Below are 15,880 nucleotides of genomic sequence, written 5' to 3' on the forward strand. Positions count from 1 at the left end.
AGGGCGACTCATCACCTCTCACGAAGAAAGGCCGATCATGGCGCAAAAGGTCAAGGTTCTCCTCATCGATGACCTCGATGGCAGCGACGCTGACGAGACGATCTCGTTCGCGGTCGATGGTGTCTCCTACGAGATCGACCTGAACGCCGAGCACGCGGGCGAGCTTCGCGAGGCGTTCGCCAAGTGGATCGGGCACGCACGCCGCTCCGGTGGTCGCCGTCGCGCCGCCACGGGCCGTCGCTCCACGGGTGCCACGGGTGGCGACACCGCCGCGATCCGCGAGTGGGCTCGCGAGAACGGCTTCAAGGTCAGCGACCGCGGCCGCGTCCCGGCCGACGTCCGTGAGGCGTACGACGCGGCTCACTGATGACCGATCTCTGGGTGGGTAGCAGCACCCCGCAGATCTCCAGGCTCACCGGCTCTCGGCTGTCCGCAGCGGCGGACGCCGAGAGGCCGGCGTTCCTGGCGCTCCACCCCGGTGCGGCACGCCTCTACGCCGTCGACGAGTCCGCTGCCGGGTCCGTCGCGGCGTTCGAGATCCAGGGTGCTTCGCTGCGTCGTACCAGCACGGCCGCCAGCGGCGGCAGCGGCCCGTGCCACCTCTCGGTGCACCCGGCCGGCGGCTGGCTGTACGTGACGAACTACGGCGACGGCGTCGCCGCCGCGCTAGAGCTCGATGCAGCCGGCGACCTCACCGGTGCCTCGGTGACCTTGCCCCACTCCGGCAGCGGACCGAACGCCGACCGCCAGGAGCGCTCGCACGCGCACTCCTCGTGGGTGACGCCCGAGGGCGGCTGGTTCGTGGTCGCCGATCTCGGGACCGACGAGCTTCGCGCCTACCGCCTCGAGGACGGCCGCCCGGTCGGCGCCCCGGTGCTCACGACGTTTCCTCCCGGCAGCGGCCCGCGGCACGCGGTGGTGGCCGGCGACCTGGTGCACGTGGCCTGCGAGCTCAGCTGCGCCGTGGTCACGGTGCGCTGGGACGAGGCCTCGGGGCTCGGCCAGGTGGTCGGCTCCGCGCCCACGGTGACCAGGACCGCGCGCACCGGCGAGGGCAACACCCTCTCGCACCTCGAGCTGCTCGACGAGCGCACCCTGGTCGTCGGCGTGCGCGGTGCCGACCAGCTGGCCGTGGTCGGGCTGACCGACGGCGTGGCCGACCGGTTGCTCGCCGAGGTCCTCACCGTGACGTGGCCGCGACACCTGACCGTGCTCGACGGCGCGGTGCTGGTGGCGGGGGAGAAGGCCGATCTCATCGGCGTGCACCCGGTCGTGCCGGGCGAGGACGGCTCGACCGTCGGTGAGGTCGCCGAGACGATCGCGGCTCCCGCGCCCATGTGCCTGGTGCCGGTGCGCTGAGCGTTCTGAGGCGCCCTGCCGATGCGGCAGACTGGCGTGCATGACCTACACCCTGGTGCTGCTCCGCCACGGCGAGAGCGAATGGAACGCCCTGAACCTGTTCACCGGCTGGGTGGACGTGCCGCTGTCCGAGAAGGGGCGCGAGGAGGCGGTGCGCGGCGGCACGCTGCTCACCGACGCCGGCGTGCTTCCCGACGTGCTGCACACCTCGCTGCTGCGCCGTGCGATCACGACCGCGCACCTCACGCTCGACGCCGCCGACCGTCACTGGATCCCCGTGAAGCGGAGCTGGCGTCTCAACGAGCGCCACTACGGCGGGCTGCAGGGCAAGGACAAGAAGCAGATCCGCGACGAGTTCGGCGAGGAGCAGTTCATGATCTGGCGCCGCAGCTACGACGTGCCGCCGCCGCCGATCGAGCCCGGCTCGGAGTTCAGCCAGGACGGCGACCCGCGCTACGCCGGCGAGCCCGTCCCGACCACCGAGTGCCTCAAGGACGTGCTCGAGCGTGCGCTCCCGTACTGGGACAGCGAGATCGTGCCCGACCTGCGCGCCGGCAAGACCGTGATGGTCGCCGCGCACGGGAACTCGCTGCGCGCGATCATCAAGCACCTCGACGACATCGACGAGGAGACGATCCCCGGCCTCAACGTCCCCACCGGCATCCCGCTGGTCTACGAGCTCGACGAGGACCTCAAGCCGGTCACGCGGGGTGGGCGCTACCTCGACCCCGACGCGGCAGCCGAGGCGATCGCCGCGGTCGCGAACCAGGGCAAGTAGGCCCCACCGCGCGGTCGGCGCTCAGTCGTGGAACGTCTCGATCTGCGCACCCAGCGAGATCAGGCGGTCGGCGAGGTGCTCGTAGCCGCGCGCGATGATGTCGACGCCGCGCAGCACCGAGGTTCCCTTGGCGGCAAGCATGCCGAGCAGGATCACGACGGCGGGGCGTAGCGCGGGAGGGCAGCTCACCTCGGCGCCGGACCAGTGGGTGCGGCCGGTGATGTCGAGTCGGTGCGGGTCGAGCAGGCGCACGTTCGCGCCGAGTCGGTTGAGATCGGTGAGGTAGATGGCGCGGTTGTCGTAGACCCAGTCGTGGATCATCGTCGAGCCTGACGCGCATGCGGCGATCACAGCGAAGAACGGCAGGTTGTCGATGTTGAGGCCGGGGAACGGCATCGGGTGGATCTTGTCGATCGGCGCGTGGAGCTCGCTCGGGTGGACCGTGATGTCGACGAGCCGGGTGCGGCCGTTGCCGGAGGTGTACTCGGCGCTCAGCTCGTAGTGCAGCCCCATCTCGGCGAGGGTCGCGATCTCGATCTCCATGAACTCGATCGGGACCCGGGCCACGGTGATCTTGGAGCACGTGACGATGCCCGCGGTGAGCAGGCTCATGGCCTCGACAGGGTCCTCGGCGAGCGTGTAGGTGACATCGGCGTCGATCTCTGTGACGCCGTGGATGCGCAGCGTGGTGGTGCCGATGCCCTCGATCTGCACGCCGAGCAGCTCCAGGTAGTAGCAGAGCTCCTGGACCATGTAGTTGGGCGAGGCGTTGCGCAGCGTGGTGACACCGGGGTGCCGCGCGGCAGCCATGATGGCGTTCTCGGTGACGGTGTCGCCGCGCTCGGTGAGCACCACGGAGAGGTCGCCCGCACGGTCGCGGGTGACGGTGCTCCGATAGGCGCCCTGCGTCGCCACGACGTCGAGGCCGAAGTGGCGCAGCGCGATCATGTGGGGCTCGACGGTGCGGTTGCCGAGGTCGCAGCCGCCGGCGTAGGGAATCGAGAAGGTGTCGAGGCGGCCGAGCAGCGGGCCGAGGAACATGATGATGCTGCGGGTCCGGGCCGCCGTGTCGACGTCGATCGCGTCGAGGTCGAGATGCTCGGGCGTCACGAGCTCGAGATCGCGGCCGTTGCTCGACCAGGTCGCCTGCACGCCGATCGAGACCAGCACCGCGACGATCCGCTCGACCTCGACGATCCGGGCGACGTTCTTCAGCACGGTGCGGCCACGGTTGAGCAGCGCCGCGCACAGCAGCACCACGGCGCCGTTCTTGGAGGAGTTGACGTCGATGCTGCCCGAGAGCTGCTGGCCGCCGGTGACGCGCAGGTGGGTCGGGCCCTTGGTGCCGATCGTCACGAGGTCGGCGTGCAGCGCGGCGTTGATCCGGGTGAGCATCTCGACCGAGAGGTTCTGCCCGCCGGACTCGATGCGCGCGATCGCGCTCTGGCTCGTGCCGAGCTGGTCGGCGAGCTGGGACTGCGTGATCCCTCTGGCCTGGCGGGTGGAGCGGATCAGGGCACCGATCTCGCTGAGAGAGGCGAGCGTGGTGCCGGAGTCGTCGAGCGTCAGCGTCATACCGTCGATGGTATATCTCAGATCCGAGATACACCTGTCGACTGCATCACATCAGCCGTCGGCGTTGCCGTTGCCCTGGACCAGGTCGCCCGTGACGAGGTACGTGATGCGGCGGGCCACCGAGACCGCGTGGTCGCCGAAGCGCTCGAAGAACCGCGCCAGCAGCGTCACGTCGACCGTCTGGGCGACCGAGCCCCGCCAGGAGTCGGCCAGCGTGATCTTGAAGGTCTCCGTGTGCAGCGCATCGAGCACGTCGTCGTCGCGCTCCACGGCCGCTGCGAGCTGCAGGTCGTGGGTCTCGAGCAGCTCGACGATGTCGTTCGCGACCTTGATCGCGGCCGTGGCGAGGTCCGCGAACACGGGCTTGGCCGAGTCCGGGATGGTTGCCTCGGGGTAGCGCAGGCGCACGACCTGGCCGATGTGCCGGGCGAGGTCGCCCATGCGCTCGATCGAGCTGCTCATGCGCAGTGACGAGACGATGATGCGCAGGTCGGTCGCCACGGGCTGCTGCCGCGCCAGCAGCATGATGCACCGCTCGTCGAGCGTGCGCTCGAGCTCGTCGATCCTGGCGTCCGCCTCGATCACCCGCTCGGCGAGCTCGAGGTCACCGGTTGTCAGCGCCTTCGACGCGTTGCTGATCGCGTCCGCGACGTGCTTGGCCATCTGCAGCAGGTCGTTGCCCACCTGCTCCAGCTCCTGGTCGAAGATTGCTCGCACCCTGCCTGCTCCTTGACGTCGACGACCTGCTGTCGCAGTGATCTATAGATCTGCGGATCTGTGTGACTTGCCCGCGCCACACGGTGGCACCGGCCGGTGAACGAGTGGTGGCATCCTGGTGAACAACGCCACTGCTCCCGGCGGATAGAGCCTATCTGGGCGCTGAGCAGGGCGTCGTGCCGCCTACGCTGTGGAAACGTGGAGGAAAACTGGCTGCTCGTCGTCGTCGCCCTGGTGGGCGTCGCGGTCGGCGCCGCCGGCGTGGGGGCGTTCCTGTCGAGCGAGCGGAGCCAGCGCACTGTGCCGCTGTCGGTACCGCCGCCACCGGTGCACGACGACGTCGCTCAGGTGCTCGCCGCGCTGACGGCGACCTCCGTGCTGCTCGGTCCGGACGAGGAGGTGCTGCGGGTCAGTGCCGATGCCTACTCCAAAGGGCTGGTCCGCAACGGCCGCATCCCGTCGGCGGAGGTGTCCCTGCTGGTCTCGCAGGTCCGCAGCAGCGGCAGCGCCGCTCGTGAGAGCGTGACGATCTCCCGCTCAGCGCTCGCGACCTCGGACCGGCTGATCTTCGACGTGATCGTGGCGCCGCTGTCCGGTGGGCGGGTTCTGGTGCTCGCGGAGGACACGACGGCGGCCCGGCGGCTCGAGGAGGTGCGTCGCGACTTCGTGGCGAACGTCTCCCACGAGCTCAAGACGCCGGTCGGGGCGCTCTCGCTGCTCGCAGAGACGATCGCGGACGCCGCCGACGACCCCGCCACCGTGCGCCGCTTCAGCGAGCAGATGCGCAAGGAGGCCTCGAGGCTGTCCCTGCTGGTCGCCGACATCATCGACCTGTCGCGGTTGCAGGCGCCCGAGGGCGAGACCGCGCTGGTGGATCTGGCCGTCGACGACGTGATCGCCGAGGCTGTGGACCGGGTGCGCGTGCAGGCGGGTGCCCGCAGCTCCAGCATCGTCGTGGGTGCGCCGTCGGGTCTGCGGGTCTACGGCGACCACGCGCTGCTGGTGACCGCGCTGCGCAACCTGCTCGACAACGGCCTGCGGTACTCGCCCGAGGGCACCTCGGTCAGCGTCGGGGTGCGCGCGCGCGAGGGCGTGGTCGAGATCGCCGTCGTCGATCAGGGCATCGGCATCGCGCCGGCCGAGGTCGAGCGGGTCTTCGAGCGCTTCTACCGCGTCGACCCGGCACGGTCTCGCGAGACCGGCGGCACGGGCCTCGGTCTCAGCATCGTCAAGCACGTGGCCGGCCGGCACGGCGGCGACGTGCGGCTCTGGTCGGCCCCCGGACGCGGGTCGACGTTCACACTACGGATACCCGAGGTCGAGGGCTCCAGTGCCCCGCGACCCGACGACGAGGAAGTGGCATGACGACAATCTTGGTGGTCGAGGACGAGGACGCCTACCGCGACCCGTTGACGTTCCAGCTGAACCGCGAGGGCTTCGAGGTCGTGGCGGTGGCCTCGGGGACCGAGGCTCTCGAGGCGTTCGAGAACAACACCGTGGACCTGGTGCTGCTCGACCTGATGCTGCCCGGCATGTCGGGCGTGGAGGTCTGCCGCGCGCTGCGACAGCGCTCCAACGTCCCGGTGATCATGGTCACCGCCAAGGACAGCGAGATCGACAAGGTCGTGGGCCTGGAGCTGGGAGCCGACGACTACGTCACCAAGCCCTACTCCTTCCGCGAGCTGCTCGCCCGCGTGCGCGCCGTGCTCCGCCGCGGTGGTGACGTCGCGGGGGATGACGACGACGGCGTCGGGGTCCTCGCCGTCGGGACCATCCGCATGGACACCGACCGGCACGAGGTGACCGTCGACGGCCACGAGGTCGCGCTGCCGCTGCGTGAGTTCGAGCTGCTGGAGATGTTCCTGCGCAACCCCGACAGGGTGCTGACGCGCGGCCAGCTGATCGACCGCGTCTGGGGCAGCAACTACGTCGGCGACACGAAGACGCTCGACGTCCACGTCAAGCGGATCCGCGGCAAGATCGAGACCGACCCATCCGACCCGCGGGTGCTGGTCACGGTGCGAGGGCTCGGCTACAAGCTGGTCGGCTGAGGTCGCCCGCTCGCCGTCGGCTCAGCCCTCGATGTACTCGATGTAGGTGTCGTAGGGCGCCAGCGTCCCGTCGAGCATCATGACGTTCATCGTGGCTGAGCCGGCGGTCGGGGTCGACACCGTGACCGTGAGGTTCGCGCCGGGTGCGGCGGGGCTGGCGGAGAGCGTGACGGTCTCGCCGTTCTCGTGGGTGGGGTCGAGCAGCGTGGTGCTGCGGCCGGCCACCTGCACGGTCACGGTCTCCGGCTCGCCCGCGGAGCCGGCGAGCTCGAGCGTGACCGTGGTGGCCTCGGAGGAGTGGTTGGTCACGCCGCCGACGACGAGCGCCGGCTCGCCTGCCGCGGTGCCGAGGACCAGCAGGTTCGAGACCGTGACCTCGTCGCCGACCTCGACGCGGCTGCCGTCGCTGGGGGAGTACTGGAGATCGGTGGTGATCGGCGAGCACGCACCGACGCCGGCGGCCGCTGCGGCCCCGATCGCCAGCGCGGCGAGGGTGCGCCGCATCCGCCGTGCGTGTCCGGCTCCGGTCCGACCTGCCATGTCCTGCGCTCCTCAAGGCTCGTGAATCCGACCACGGGTCTGTCGCACGAAGCCTACTGCCGGGTGGGCGGCGCTCGGTCGCTCCGGCCGCGGGGCCGATATCTACCGCGACCTCCGAGCCGGTGACCTGCGAAAACGTCCTCGGCGCCGGTCTGTCGGTGGTGCGGTTCATGATAAACTCAACCGTTGGAAAGGGGAGTGCCAAACTCATGACCTTCACAGTCGGCGAGACCGTCGTCTACCCGCATCACGGTGCGGCCCTCATCGAAGAGATCTCGAAGCGCGTCATCCGCGGCGAGGAAAAGCTCTATCTCAAGCTCAAGGTGGCCCAGGGTGATCTGACGATCGAGGTGCCGGCCGAGAACTGCGACCTCGTCGGCGTCCGCGACGTGGTGGATCACGAAGGCCTGGAAAAGGTCTTCGAGGTGCTGCGCGCCCCGTACACCGAAGAGCCGACCAACTGGTCGCGTCGGTACAAGGCGAACGTCGAGAAGATCGCCTCGGGCGATGTCATCAAGGTCGCCGAGGTCGTCCGCGACCTCTCGCGCCGCGATGCCGATCGCGGCCTCTCCGCAGGTGAGAAGCGCATGCTCGCTCGCGCCCGCCAGATCCTGGTGAGCGAGCTCGCGCTCGCTGAGGACACCGAGGAGGAGAAGGCCGAGGCCATCCTCGACGAGGTCCTCGCCTCGTAACCGGACATCACCTGTGCGCGTCTCCGCGATCCTGACAGCCGCGGGGTCGGGCACTCGACTCGGGTCGGCTGCCCCCAAGGCGCTCGTGCGCCTGGGCGCCGACCCGTTGGTCGTTCACGCCGCACGCAGGCTGCGTGCCGCGGGTGTTGAGGACATCGTCGTCACCTGCCCAACGGGGCGGGAGGGCGAGGTCACCAGCGCTCTCGCGGACCTACCGGTCCGCTGCGTCGCGGGCGGCGTGACCCGACAGGCCTCGGTCGCGGCCGGTCTCGCGGCACTCGCTCCGGGCGCCGAGGTCGTGCTCGTGCACGATGCCGCCCGGCCGCTGGCCTCCTCCGGTCTGATCGAACGGCTGCTCGCCGCGCTGGCCGCGGGGGAGCGGGCCGTGATCCCGGGCCTGCCCGTCGTCGACACGATCAAGCGGGTCGCCGCAGGCGCCGTCGCGCAGACCCTGGACCGCCGCGAGCTCGTCGCCGTCCAGACCCCGCAGGGCTTCGCGAGGGACCTCCTCGTCGAGGTGCACGAGCGCGGCGCCGACCTCGCGGCCACGGAAGCGACGGCCATCAGCGACGACGCCGGCCTGGTCGAGCGGTACAGCGACGTGGCGGTCGCCGTCGTGGCAGGAGAGGATCAGGCCATGAAGATCACCACACGGGTCGACCTCGCGCTCGCCGAGGCCATGCTGGCGAGCGGGCAGTGGGCATGACCCCGCGGATCGGCATCGGCGTGGATGTCCACGCGTTCGCCAAGGATGGCCGGCTCGGTCTCCGGCTCGCCTGCATGGAGTTCCCCGACGAGCGGGCGCTCGAGGGCCACTCCGATGGCGACATCGCAGCCCACGCCGCCGCCGACGCGCTGTTCTCAGCAGCGGGCCTCGGCGACCTCGGCTCCCAGTACGGCACCGACGACCCGGAGTGGGCCGGCGCCAGCGGCGCCCGGCTGCTCGGCGAGGCCGCCGCCCGTGTCCGGGCGGCCGGCCTGGAGGTCGGGAACATCGCCGTGCAGGTGATCGGACCCCGCCCCAAGCTCGCCCGCGTCCGCGACGAGGCGCAGCGACGGCTCTCGGAGGCGGCGGGAGCGCCTGTCTCGCTGTCCGCGACCACCACCGACGGGCTCGGCCTCACCGGTCGTGGCGAGGGTCTGGCCGCGATCGCTACCGCGCTCGTCCTCGCCCCCTAGCAGGCCCCCGGCACCGGCCGCGCGTTCGACGACCCGCTCAGCTCAGACCGCCGCCGCGGACCGTCACCGTGATCGTGGCCCCGTAGGCCTGGTGGGTGCGGAACTCGAGCCGCGTGCCGCCGCGGACGTGATGCGCGCTGACGCGTGGGTCACCCTCGAGGACGGCACGGCGACCGGGGACCGTGACGCTGACGACCTCGCGCGCGAAGGTGGGGTCGGAGACCGCGAGCACGGTCCCGCCGCGAGGGGCGTCCTGCACGAGCAACGATGCGGGTCCGTCGACCTCGAGGTTGCCGAGGTGGTGCGTGCCCTCGGTGAAGGTGTTCGCCGCGAGCAGCCGCAGAGCCCGATGGCGGACGGCGTGGGCGTCGTCGGAGTGCTCGACGATCTCGGGACGGGTGTGCTCGGCGAGCGCGACCTCGTCGACACCCGGCACGATCGCCCACGCGATCGACGCGGCGCCGCTCCCGGCGGGGCGCGTGTACGAGACGTCGAAGACCGTCTTGGCGATCGGCGTCGCGCTGTTGGAGGTGCGGACGTAGCGCCGTGAGCGCTCGACCGTCTCCAGCCGCACGTCCAGGGTGCCGGGCGTGAGCGCCAGGTAGCCGACCGCGGTGCCGCGCGTGACGTTCTCGTAGCGCAGCCAGGCCAGGTCCGTGACGCTGCCCGGCCCGGTCACCACCTCGCCGTCACGGGTCCGGCCCACGATACGTACGTCGTCGTCGGGGTCGCTGATCCGGCTGTCGAGCGTGACGAGCGTGGCCCGGCCGTGATCGTCATCGATGCCGGAGGCGAGGGCGACGATCTCGTCGTCGAGCATGATCCACGAGCGCGACGACCGTGCGTTGGCATAGACCACGAAGTCCTCGGGCAGCTCGCCTGCCTGCTTCGCGGCGTAGGCGGCGTCGTCTGAGGCCTGCATCCCGGCGACCGCGTACGTGCCCAGCGTGGTGCCGCCGGACCAGGCGTTGGTGCCCAGCGGGAAGTAGACGTAGGTGTTCTGCTTGACCGAGGAGGAGGTGAAGTCCTCGGCTGGGTTGTCGTAGAACGGCTGCCCGTACAGCTCCGGGATCGTCTGGCGCTCCTCGTCCGGCGCGATCACGCCGGCCAGCCGGTGCGCATCGACCGCCGTCACGTAGTCGACGCCGAACGCCTGGCTCTGGTCGTCCCCGGCGAGGTAGAGGTCGTGCGCACCGTCGCCCTGGAACCAGGGCCGGAGGTTCTCGCCGCTCATGTACTCGTACTTGCTCACACGCTCCGAGCTGCGCGCCAGCGCGAAGGTGTAGCCGGGGCGGTGGTGCACGTGGCGGTCCATGGCGTTGTACGCGAACGTCGCCGCCTCGGGCAGCAGATCAGCCGGGGTGATCGAGGGGTCGGTCACGATCTCCGCGTAGCGGACGATGGCAGCAGGGTCGCCGAACGAGGACGGCGTGATGCTCATCTGCTCGATGCCGTGCAGGTAGGCCACGTAGGCGTCCAGCTCGGCGGCGCCCTCGGCGCTGGCGTACGACGCGAGCAGGACGACGGACTCCACGACGTTCGTCGCGTTCTGGTAGCCGGTCGTGGTGCGCGAGACGCTGCGCCCCTTGATGATCTCCATCATCCAGCCCTCGACGATCACCGGGGCGAAGGAGGTCCGCAGCCACGTGTTGATGCGGTCCTGCAGGGCGGGGTCGGTGGCGAACGGCGTGCCGTCGAGCATCGCGATCGTGGTGGTGACCCGGTCGAGGAGGCCGATGCCGTAGCTGCCGGTGTAGGCGACCGAGGAGTGCATGATGAACGAGCCGTCGGCGTAGAACCCGTCGGTGACGCCGTGCTGCAGGTCGTAGGGGTCGATCACCCGGTAGACGGTGAGCTGGTCGCTGATCGCCTTCGCGATGCGGTCGCCGTCGCCCAGCACCGCACCCTGCACGATGCGGTTGGTGGTGATGTCGGCCAGGTTGGCACCGGTGTGGAACCGCGAGTCGAGGTCGACGTCGCCGTCCTTGCCGTTGCGCAGATAGGCGTCCATCGCATCGACGTACAGCGCCGTGAGCTCGGCGTCGGAGGTGGCCAGCGCGTCCCGCAGCAGCGCGAGCGTGCGGCTCACGTGGGTCGCGATGCCGATCTCCCAGTTGTACCAGTTGCCGTAGTAGCCGGCCTCCTGGTCGCTGACGTGGTGCTCGTAGAGCCAGCGCAGGGCAGCGATGACCCGCTGCTGCGCCTGGGCGTCGCCGCTGAGGTCCGCGGGCACGGTCGAGCCGGCCGGGACCGGCATCGCGGTGGCGACGGCGATCTCGTACAGCCGCAGGAAGGTGCTCGTGAGGTAGCGGTCGTCGGTGCCCAGCGGGAGGTCGGCGAACAACCCGCCGGCCGGGGCCGGGTCGAGCGCGGCCAGGTGCCGCGTGGCGGTCTGGTGCATGGCGGCCAGCTTCGGCTGCACGGCCGGCGCGGCGTTGGTGCCCTCGGTGCCGGCCAGGCCCGCGACGACGTTGGCGAGCAGCGTCGCCGTGCCGGCTTCGGGATCGGCGGAACCCGAGCTCGCGGCGAACGCGATCTGTGGTCGGGGCAGGGCGGCGGCCAGGGCTGTCGCCCCCGCACCGGTCAGGACGGCTCGACGACTGACGTGACGCATAACAAACTCCTCGTGCCCCCGTGCGCGAGGCCGCCGGGTCGGCGAGCCCGCGACCACCCTACGCAGGTCGCGGGGTCGCTGTCACCGGTCGCCCGGCTCCTCGGACGCCTCGAGGATGCGCGACAGCAGGGCGCGCAGGTGGGCGACCTCGTCGTCGTCGAGGGGGGTGAGCATGAGGGCGCCGAGGGTCGTCCGCCGCTGCGCGACCTCCTCGGCAAGGGCTCGGCCGGCCGGGGTCGGCTCGACCAGCACGGCGCGGCGGTCGGCCGGGCTCGGAATGCGTTGGACCAGGCCCTTGGACTCGAGGCTGTCCACCACCTCGGTGGCCGATCGTGGTGCGATGCGCAGCCGCTCGGCGATCTCCGAGAGGCGAGGTGCCTCGCCGTGCGTGCTCGCGTGCAGGGCGCGGAACTCGTGGGGCGTGATGCCCCAGGGCTCCAGCGAAGCCATCCAGCGGCGCCGCAGCTGGCGGGCGGTGCGCACGATCAGCTCGCTGGTGTCGGGCTCGGGCGAGGTCACCGGAATACTGTAGCCGCGATGGCTGTTAAGCCTCATTGTGAGGTAACCTCAGCATCAAGATCGAAAGCAGGTGGTGCTCATGACAGCGCCCGACGACACTCCCTCCCGCACCCGCAGGCCAGCCGACTCCCCGGGTGGCGGCCACGGCGCCCCGCGCGGTGGCGGCGGTCCTGGTGGTCCCATGGTCGCCAAGGTCGACCCCGCCGACAGGGCGCAGCTCGCTGAGCACCCGGTCAGCCTGGGTCGCATCGGCGCGCTGTTCCACCCCTACCGAGGCCCTCTCGCCGTCGTCACCGCACTGATCGTGGCGACGTCGCTGGTCGGGCTCGCGACCCCGTTCATCACCAAGCACCTCATCGACGACGCCATCCCGAACCAGGACGTCTCGCTGCTGCTCCTCCTCGTGGGAGGGCTCCTCGCGGTCACGGTCATCTCCTCGGTGCTGGGCGTCGTGCAGACCTGGCTCTCGACGACGATCGGCCAGAAGGTCATGCACCGCCTGCGCACGGATGTGTTCACGCACCTGCAGCGCCAGTCGGTCGACTTCTTCACCCGCACTCGCGGCGGTGAGGTGCAGTCGCGCCTCACCCAGGACATCCAGGGCATGCAGGGTGTGGTCACCTCGACCGCGACCTCGGTCGCCTCCAACATCACGACGGCGGTCGGCACCGCCGTCGCGATGGTCGCCCTCTCCTGGCAGCTCTCGCTGCTCTCGCTGGTCGTGCTACCGCCGTCGATCTGGATCATGCGGAAGGTCGCGACCATGCGCCGCGAGGTCACGGCCAAGCGGCAGCGCGCGATGGCCGATCTGCAGGGCCAGGTGGAGGAATCGCTCTCGGTCTCCGGCGCGATCCTCGGCAAGGTCCTCGGGACCGGCCCGACCACCTCTGCCACCTTCGCGACCACCTCGAACGAGCTGATGGACCTCGAGGTGAGGTCACAGCTCGCCGGCCGCTGGCGCATGGCCACCATGAGCATCGTGTTCGCGGCGATCCCCGCGCTCATCTACCTGATCGCCGGGCTGCCGGCCACCTCCAACGGCATGACGATCGGCACGCTGGTCGCGTTCACGGGTCTGCAGGCCGCGCTGTTCCGCCCGTTGATGGGTGTGCTGAACGTCGGCGTCGAGGTGATCAGCTCGATGGCGCTGTTCAGCCGCGTCTTCGAGTACCTCGATCTCGTCGTCGAGATCGACGACCCGGCGGATCCCGTCGCGCTCGACCGCGCCACGCTCCGTGGCGACGTCCGATTCGAGGGCGTCGGTTACAGCTACCCCGGCGCAGACCGCGCCGCACTCGCCGAGATCGACCTGAGCATCCCTGCCGGTTCATCGCTGGCGCTGGTCGGCCACACCGGGTCGGGCAAGTCGACCTTCGGCTCGCTGGTCGCCCGCCTCGCCGACCCGAGCGTGGGCCGGGTGAGCATCGACGGCATCGACCTGCGCGACCTCGCGCTCGCGGAGCTGAGCACCGTGGTCGGCGTGGTCTCGCAGGAGACCTACCTGCTCCACACGAGCATCCGGGAGAACCTGCGCTACGCCCGGCCCGAGGCGACCGACGCCGAGATCGAGGAAGCGGCACGCGCGGCCCAGATCCACGATCTCATCGTGGGTCTGCCGGAGGGTTACGACACGATCGTCGGCTCGCGCGGTCACCGCTTCTCGGGCGGTGAGAAGCAGCGCATCGCGATCGCCCGCACGATCCTGCGCGACCCGCTCGTGCTCGTGCTCGACGAGGCCACCTCGGCGCTCGACAACGCCACCGAGCGTGCGGTGCAGGAGGCGCTCGACGCGCTGGCGGTCGGTCGGACGACGATCACGATCGCGCACCGGCTCTCCACGATCGCGGATGCCGATCAGATCGCCGTGCTCGACGCGGGGCGCATCGTCGAGAAGGGCACGCATCCCGAGCTCGTCGCACTCGGTGGCGAGTACGCCGACCTCGCCGGCAAGCAGGACCTCGTGCTCGCCTGAGATCCGCTCAGAACAGCGGCGTGGCGGAGGACTCCAGGTCGAGCAGGTAGCGCTTGGTCGGCAGTCCGCCGCCGTAGCCGACGAGGCTGCCATCGGCGCCGATCACCCGGTGGCACGGCACGATGATCGAGATCGGGTTGCGGTTGTTGGCCAGCCCGACCGCGCGGGCGAGCGTGTAACCGGCCTCCGGCCCGCCCAGCATCGCTGCCTGCTCCCCGTAGCTGCGGGTCTCGCCGTAGGGGATGCGGCGCAGCGCCTCCCACGCGCGGCGCTGGAAGTCCGTGCCGCGTGGCGCCAACGGCAGGTCGAAGTCCCGTCGCTCGCCCGCGAAGTACTCCGTGAGCTGCTCGGTGAGTGCCTCGAAACCCCGCGCGGCCAGCGGGATCTCCTCGAGAGAGGGCGGCATACGGTGGCCGGGGAACAGCAGCGACCGCAGCCCATCCCCATCGGCGATCGCCACCAGCTCACCGATCGGCGTCTGGAGGTGGTGCCGTTGCATGACCCGATCCTGCCACCCGGCTCCGACACCGCGGCGGGGACGTGGGCTGGAACGTGCACCACAGTCGTGGCCAGATGGCTCAGGCAAGCCCACAAGAGCGCGAATCACGCATCTGGCCACGACTGTGGTGCACAGGGCCCCGTCGGTGGGTGTGCCGGGCGATCAGTCCTGCTTCGGCGGGCAGAGGCAGAACGGGTGCCCGTGGGGGTCGATCATCACGGTCGACATCGTGGGGTTCGGCTGCTCGTCCGCGACGCTCGCACCGAGCTCGACGGCGGAGCGAACCGCCGCGTCGAGGTCACCGGTGCGCAGGTCGAGGTGGAACTGCTGCGGGTGCTGCTGACTGGGCCACTCCGGGCGCGTGTAGTCCTCCACGGTCTGGAAGTAGAGCGTGGAACCGAGGGCCTGCAGGCTCGCGACGCCGTACTCGGGGAAGTCGGTGACCTCACCCCCGGTCAGCGCACCGTAGAACGTGGCCAGCGCGGAGGCGTCGGGCGTGTCGATGGTGAAGGCGATGAGCTCGGTGACTGGTGCGGTTGTCGTCATGGTCCCAGCGTGCCCGCCGGAGCCTGGCTTGTCTTGAACGAATCCGACAGCTGCGTCATCGCAGCCGGTACACCGACACGTGGGACGTGGACTCCGAGGTGAAGGGTGCCTGCGTGAAGTCGGCCCAGCGATGCTCGAGCTCCATGCCCGCCAGCTCGGCCATCAGGTCCAGCTCGCCGGGCCACACGTAACGGAACGGGCTGAACGAGACCCGGGCCTCGCCGTCGGGCGAGTAGTGGATGTGGTGCGAGACCCCGCGCTGCGTGGACAGGTCGAGCACGTCCATCCCGATGTATCCCTCGCGCGTGCTGAACACCTGCGCGTGCGCGCTGCCCACCGGCTGGGGCCGCGGCACCCAGAGCTCGACGACGAACCGGCCACCCGGTGCGAGGTGGGCCGCCGCGTTCCGGAAGCAGGCGACCTGCTCGGCCTGGGAGTACAGGTTCGAGATCGTGTTGAAGACCAGGTAGACGAGGGAGAACTCACCCGCGACCCGAGCCTCGACCATGCTGCCCTCGGTCACCGGCAGCGTCTCGGCGTCCACGCGCGTGCGCAGCTCGGCGATCATCGCGGGCGAGAGCTCGATCCCGTGCACCTCGGTCCCGTGCTCACGTAGGGGGATCGCGACCCGGCCGGTGCCGACGGCGAGCTCGAGCGCGCGACCCTCACCGGCCAGCTCGGCGAGCGTCGCCACGGTCGGTCCCAGCACCTCGGGCGCGAACATCGCCGAGCCGCCGTTCTCGTAGCCCTGCGCGGCCTGCTCGTCCCACAGGTCGCGCTGCGGCAGGTTCCAGATGTCCTTCGTCACGCCGACCACCCTCTCCGGTCCTGGGCGGCGC

General features: G+C 70.5%; 17 protein-coding genes. 9 read left to right on the plus strand and 8 right to left on the minus strand.

What is annotated here, in order from left to right; translation table 11 throughout:
* The first annotated feature begins 37 nt into the window (after window positions 1-37).
* The 3 genes from GPA03_RS08545 to GPA03_RS08555 are packed head-to-tail and all read left to right on the plus strand — an operon-like array spanning window position 38 to window position 2,137.
* Entirely contained in the window at window positions 38-367 is a 330-nt protein-coding gene (locus tag GPA03_RS08545) for a histone-like nucleoid-structuring protein Lsr2 (RefSeq protein WP_156251574.1), read from the plus strand.
* A gap of 14 nt (window positions 368-381) precedes the next feature.
* On the plus strand, window positions 382-1,359 hold the full coding sequence (locus GPA03_RS08550) for a lactonase family protein (protein WP_206673493.1): 978 nt from the start codon (window positions 382-384) through the stop codon (window positions 1,357-1,359).
* Between the two features lie 40 nt (window positions 1,360-1,399).
* Window positions 1,400-2,137 carry a phosphoglyceromutase gene (locus tag GPA03_RS08555; RefSeq protein WP_156251576.1) on the plus strand — a complete coding sequence of 246 codons (738 nt, stop codon included), beginning with the start codon at window positions 1,400-1,402 and terminating at the stop codon, window positions 2,135-2,137.
* Between the two features lie 21 nt (window positions 2,138-2,158).
* Here GPA03_RS08555 and GPA03_RS08560 read toward each other — a convergent pair whose 3' ends face one another.
* Both GPA03_RS08560 and phoU read right to left on the minus strand, forming a co-directional pair.
* Window positions 2,159-3,712: a helix-turn-helix domain-containing protein gene (locus GPA03_RS08560; RefSeq protein ID WP_156251577.1), complete on the minus strand. Its 1,554-nt coding sequence runs from the start codon at window positions 3,710-3,712 to the stop codon at window positions 2,159-2,161.
* 51 nt (window positions 3,713-3,763) lie between these two features.
* Window positions 3,764-4,429 carry a phosphate signaling complex protein PhoU gene (phoU, locus tag GPA03_RS08565; protein ID WP_156251578.1) on the minus strand — a complete coding sequence of 222 codons (666 nt, stop codon included), beginning with the start codon at window positions 4,427-4,429 and terminating at the stop codon, window positions 3,764-3,766.
* Between the two features lie 198 nt (window positions 4,430-4,627).
* On the opposite strand from phoU, the gene GPA03_RS23015 reads away from it, so the two are divergent.
* Complete coding sequence (locus GPA03_RS23015) at window positions 4,628-5,794, plus strand: sensor histidine kinase (protein ID WP_156251579.1); 1,167 nt, start codon at window positions 4,628-4,630, stop codon at window positions 5,792-5,794.
* The gene (locus GPA03_RS08575; protein ID WP_156251580.1) at window positions 5,791-6,480 is read left to right on the plus strand and encodes a response regulator transcription factor; all 690 of its coding nucleotides are present in this window, start codon (window positions 5,791-5,793) and stop codon (window positions 6,478-6,480) included. Before GPA03_RS23015 ends, GPA03_RS08575 begins: the two co-directional genes overlap by 4 nt.
* Window positions 6,481-6,501: 21 nt before the next feature.
* Here the strand turns inward: GPA03_RS08575 and GPA03_RS08580 are convergent, their stop codons facing one another.
* The gene (locus GPA03_RS08580; RefSeq protein ID WP_156251581.1) at window positions 6,502-7,020 is read right to left on the minus strand and encodes a hypothetical protein; all 519 of its coding nucleotides are present in this window, start codon (window positions 7,018-7,020) and stop codon (window positions 6,502-6,504) included.
* Window positions 7,021-7,229: 209 nt separating this feature from the next.
* Here GPA03_RS08580 and GPA03_RS08585 point away from each other — a divergent pair, with 209 nt between their 5' ends.
* From GPA03_RS08585 to ispF, 3 genes are read left to right on the plus strand one after another with little or no spacing between them, the layout of a single operon-like run.
* Window positions 7,230-7,712: a CarD family transcriptional regulator gene (locus tag GPA03_RS08585; RefSeq protein WP_156251582.1), complete on the plus strand. Its 483-nt coding sequence runs from the start codon at window positions 7,230-7,232 to the stop codon at window positions 7,710-7,712.
* 13 nt (window positions 7,713-7,725) lie between these two features.
* Window positions 7,726-8,418, plus strand: a complete 693-nt coding sequence (gene ispD / locus GPA03_RS08590) for a 2-C-methyl-D-erythritol 4-phosphate cytidylyltransferase (protein ID WP_156251583.1) — start codon at window positions 7,726-7,728, stop codon at window positions 8,416-8,418.
* Window positions 8,415-8,891, plus strand: a complete 477-nt coding sequence (ispF, locus tag GPA03_RS08595; RefSeq protein ID WP_194239507.1) for a 2-C-methyl-D-erythritol 2,4-cyclodiphosphate synthase — start codon at window positions 8,415-8,417, stop codon at window positions 8,889-8,891. The genes ispD and ispF overlap by 4 nt, the downstream gene beginning before the upstream one ends.
* Window positions 8,892-8,928: 37 nt before the next feature.
* On the opposite strand, the gene GPA03_RS08600 is transcribed toward ispF, so the two are convergent.
* Together GPA03_RS08600 and GPA03_RS08605 are read right to left on the minus strand one after the other, a co-directional pair.
* On the minus strand, window positions 8,929-11,505 hold the full coding sequence (locus tag GPA03_RS08600) for a polysaccharide lyase family 8 super-sandwich domain-containing protein (protein ID WP_156251584.1): 2,577 nt from the start codon (window positions 11,503-11,505) through the stop codon (window positions 8,929-8,931).
* Between the two features lie 81 nt (window positions 11,506-11,586).
* Entirely contained in the window at window positions 11,587-12,024 is a 438-nt protein-coding gene (locus GPA03_RS08605; protein ID WP_156251585.1) for a MarR family winged helix-turn-helix transcriptional regulator, read from the minus strand.
* A 79-nt stretch (window positions 12,025-12,103) separates the two neighbouring features.
* Between GPA03_RS08605 and GPA03_RS08610 the strand changes: the two genes are divergently transcribed.
* Window positions 12,104-13,996, plus strand: a complete 1,893-nt coding sequence (locus GPA03_RS08610; RefSeq protein ID WP_156251586.1) for an ABC transporter ATP-binding protein — start codon at window positions 12,104-12,106, stop codon at window positions 13,994-13,996.
* A 7-nt stretch (window positions 13,997-14,003) separates the two neighbouring features.
* On the opposite strand, the gene GPA03_RS08615 is transcribed toward GPA03_RS08610, so the two are convergent.
* The 3 genes from GPA03_RS08615 to GPA03_RS08625 form a co-directional block, all read right to left on the minus strand.
* The gene (locus tag GPA03_RS08615; protein WP_156251587.1) at window positions 14,004-14,495 is read right to left on the minus strand and encodes a methylated-DNA--[protein]-cysteine S-methyltransferase; all 492 of its coding nucleotides are present in this window, start codon (window positions 14,493-14,495) and stop codon (window positions 14,004-14,006) included.
* 162 nt (window positions 14,496-14,657) lie between these two features.
* Window positions 14,658-15,041 (minus strand): VOC family protein, encoded by a 384-nt coding sequence (locus GPA03_RS08620; RefSeq protein WP_156251588.1) that lies wholly within the window; start codon window positions 15,039-15,041, stop codon window positions 14,658-14,660.
* A 55-nt stretch (window positions 15,042-15,096) separates the two neighbouring features.
* Entirely contained in the window at window positions 15,097-15,849 is a 753-nt protein-coding gene (locus GPA03_RS08625; RefSeq protein ID WP_241681175.1) for a class I SAM-dependent DNA methyltransferase, read from the minus strand.
* Window positions 15,850-15,880 lie beyond the last annotated feature (31 nt).

Source organism: Pseudactinotalea terrae, assembly GCF_009733845.1.
Taxonomy (GTDB): Bacteria; Actinomycetota; Actinomycetes; order Actinomycetales; family Beutenbergiaceae; genus Pseudactinotalea; species Pseudactinotalea terrae.

Coding starts and splice junctions, on each gene's coding strand:
- GPA03_RS08545 (WP_156251574.1), top strand. CDS start 38: ATGGCGCAAAAGGTCAAGGTTCTCCTCATCGATGACCTCGATGGCAGC.
- GPA03_RS08600 (WP_156251584.1), bottom strand. CDS start 11,505: ATGCGTCACGTCAGTCGTCGAGCCGTCCTGACCGGTGCGGGGGCGACA.
- GPA03_RS08560 (WP_156251577.1), bottom strand. CDS start 3,712: ATGACGCTGACGCTCGACGACTCCGGCACCACGCTCGCCTCTCTCAGC.
- GPA03_RS08615 (WP_156251587.1), bottom strand. CDS start 14,495: ATGCAACGGCACCACCTCCAGACGCCGATCGGTGAGCTGGTGGCGATC.
- GPA03_RS08610 (WP_156251586.1), top strand. CDS start 12,104: ATGACAGCGCCCGACGACACTCCCTCCCGCACCCGCAGGCCAGCCGAC.
- GPA03_RS08620 (WP_156251588.1), bottom strand. CDS start 15,041: ATGACGACAACCGCACCAGTCACCGAGCTCATCGCCTTCACCATCGAC.
- GPA03_RS08555 (WP_156251576.1), top strand. CDS start 1,400: ATGACCTACACCCTGGTGCTGCTCCGCCACGGCGAGAGCGAATGGAAC.
- GPA03_RS08585 (WP_156251582.1), top strand. CDS start 7,230: ATGACCTTCACAGTCGGCGAGACCGTCGTCTACCCGCATCACGGTGCG.
- ispF (WP_194239507.1), top strand. CDS start 8,415: ATGACCCCGCGGATCGGCATCGGCGTGGATGTCCACGCGTTCGCCAAG.
- GPA03_RS08575 (WP_156251580.1), top strand. CDS start 5,791: ATGACGACAATCTTGGTGGTCGAGGACGAGGACGCCTACCGCGACCCG.
- GPA03_RS08580 (WP_156251581.1), bottom strand. CDS start 7,020: ATGGCAGGTCGGACCGGAGCCGGACACGCACGGCGGATGCGGCGCACC.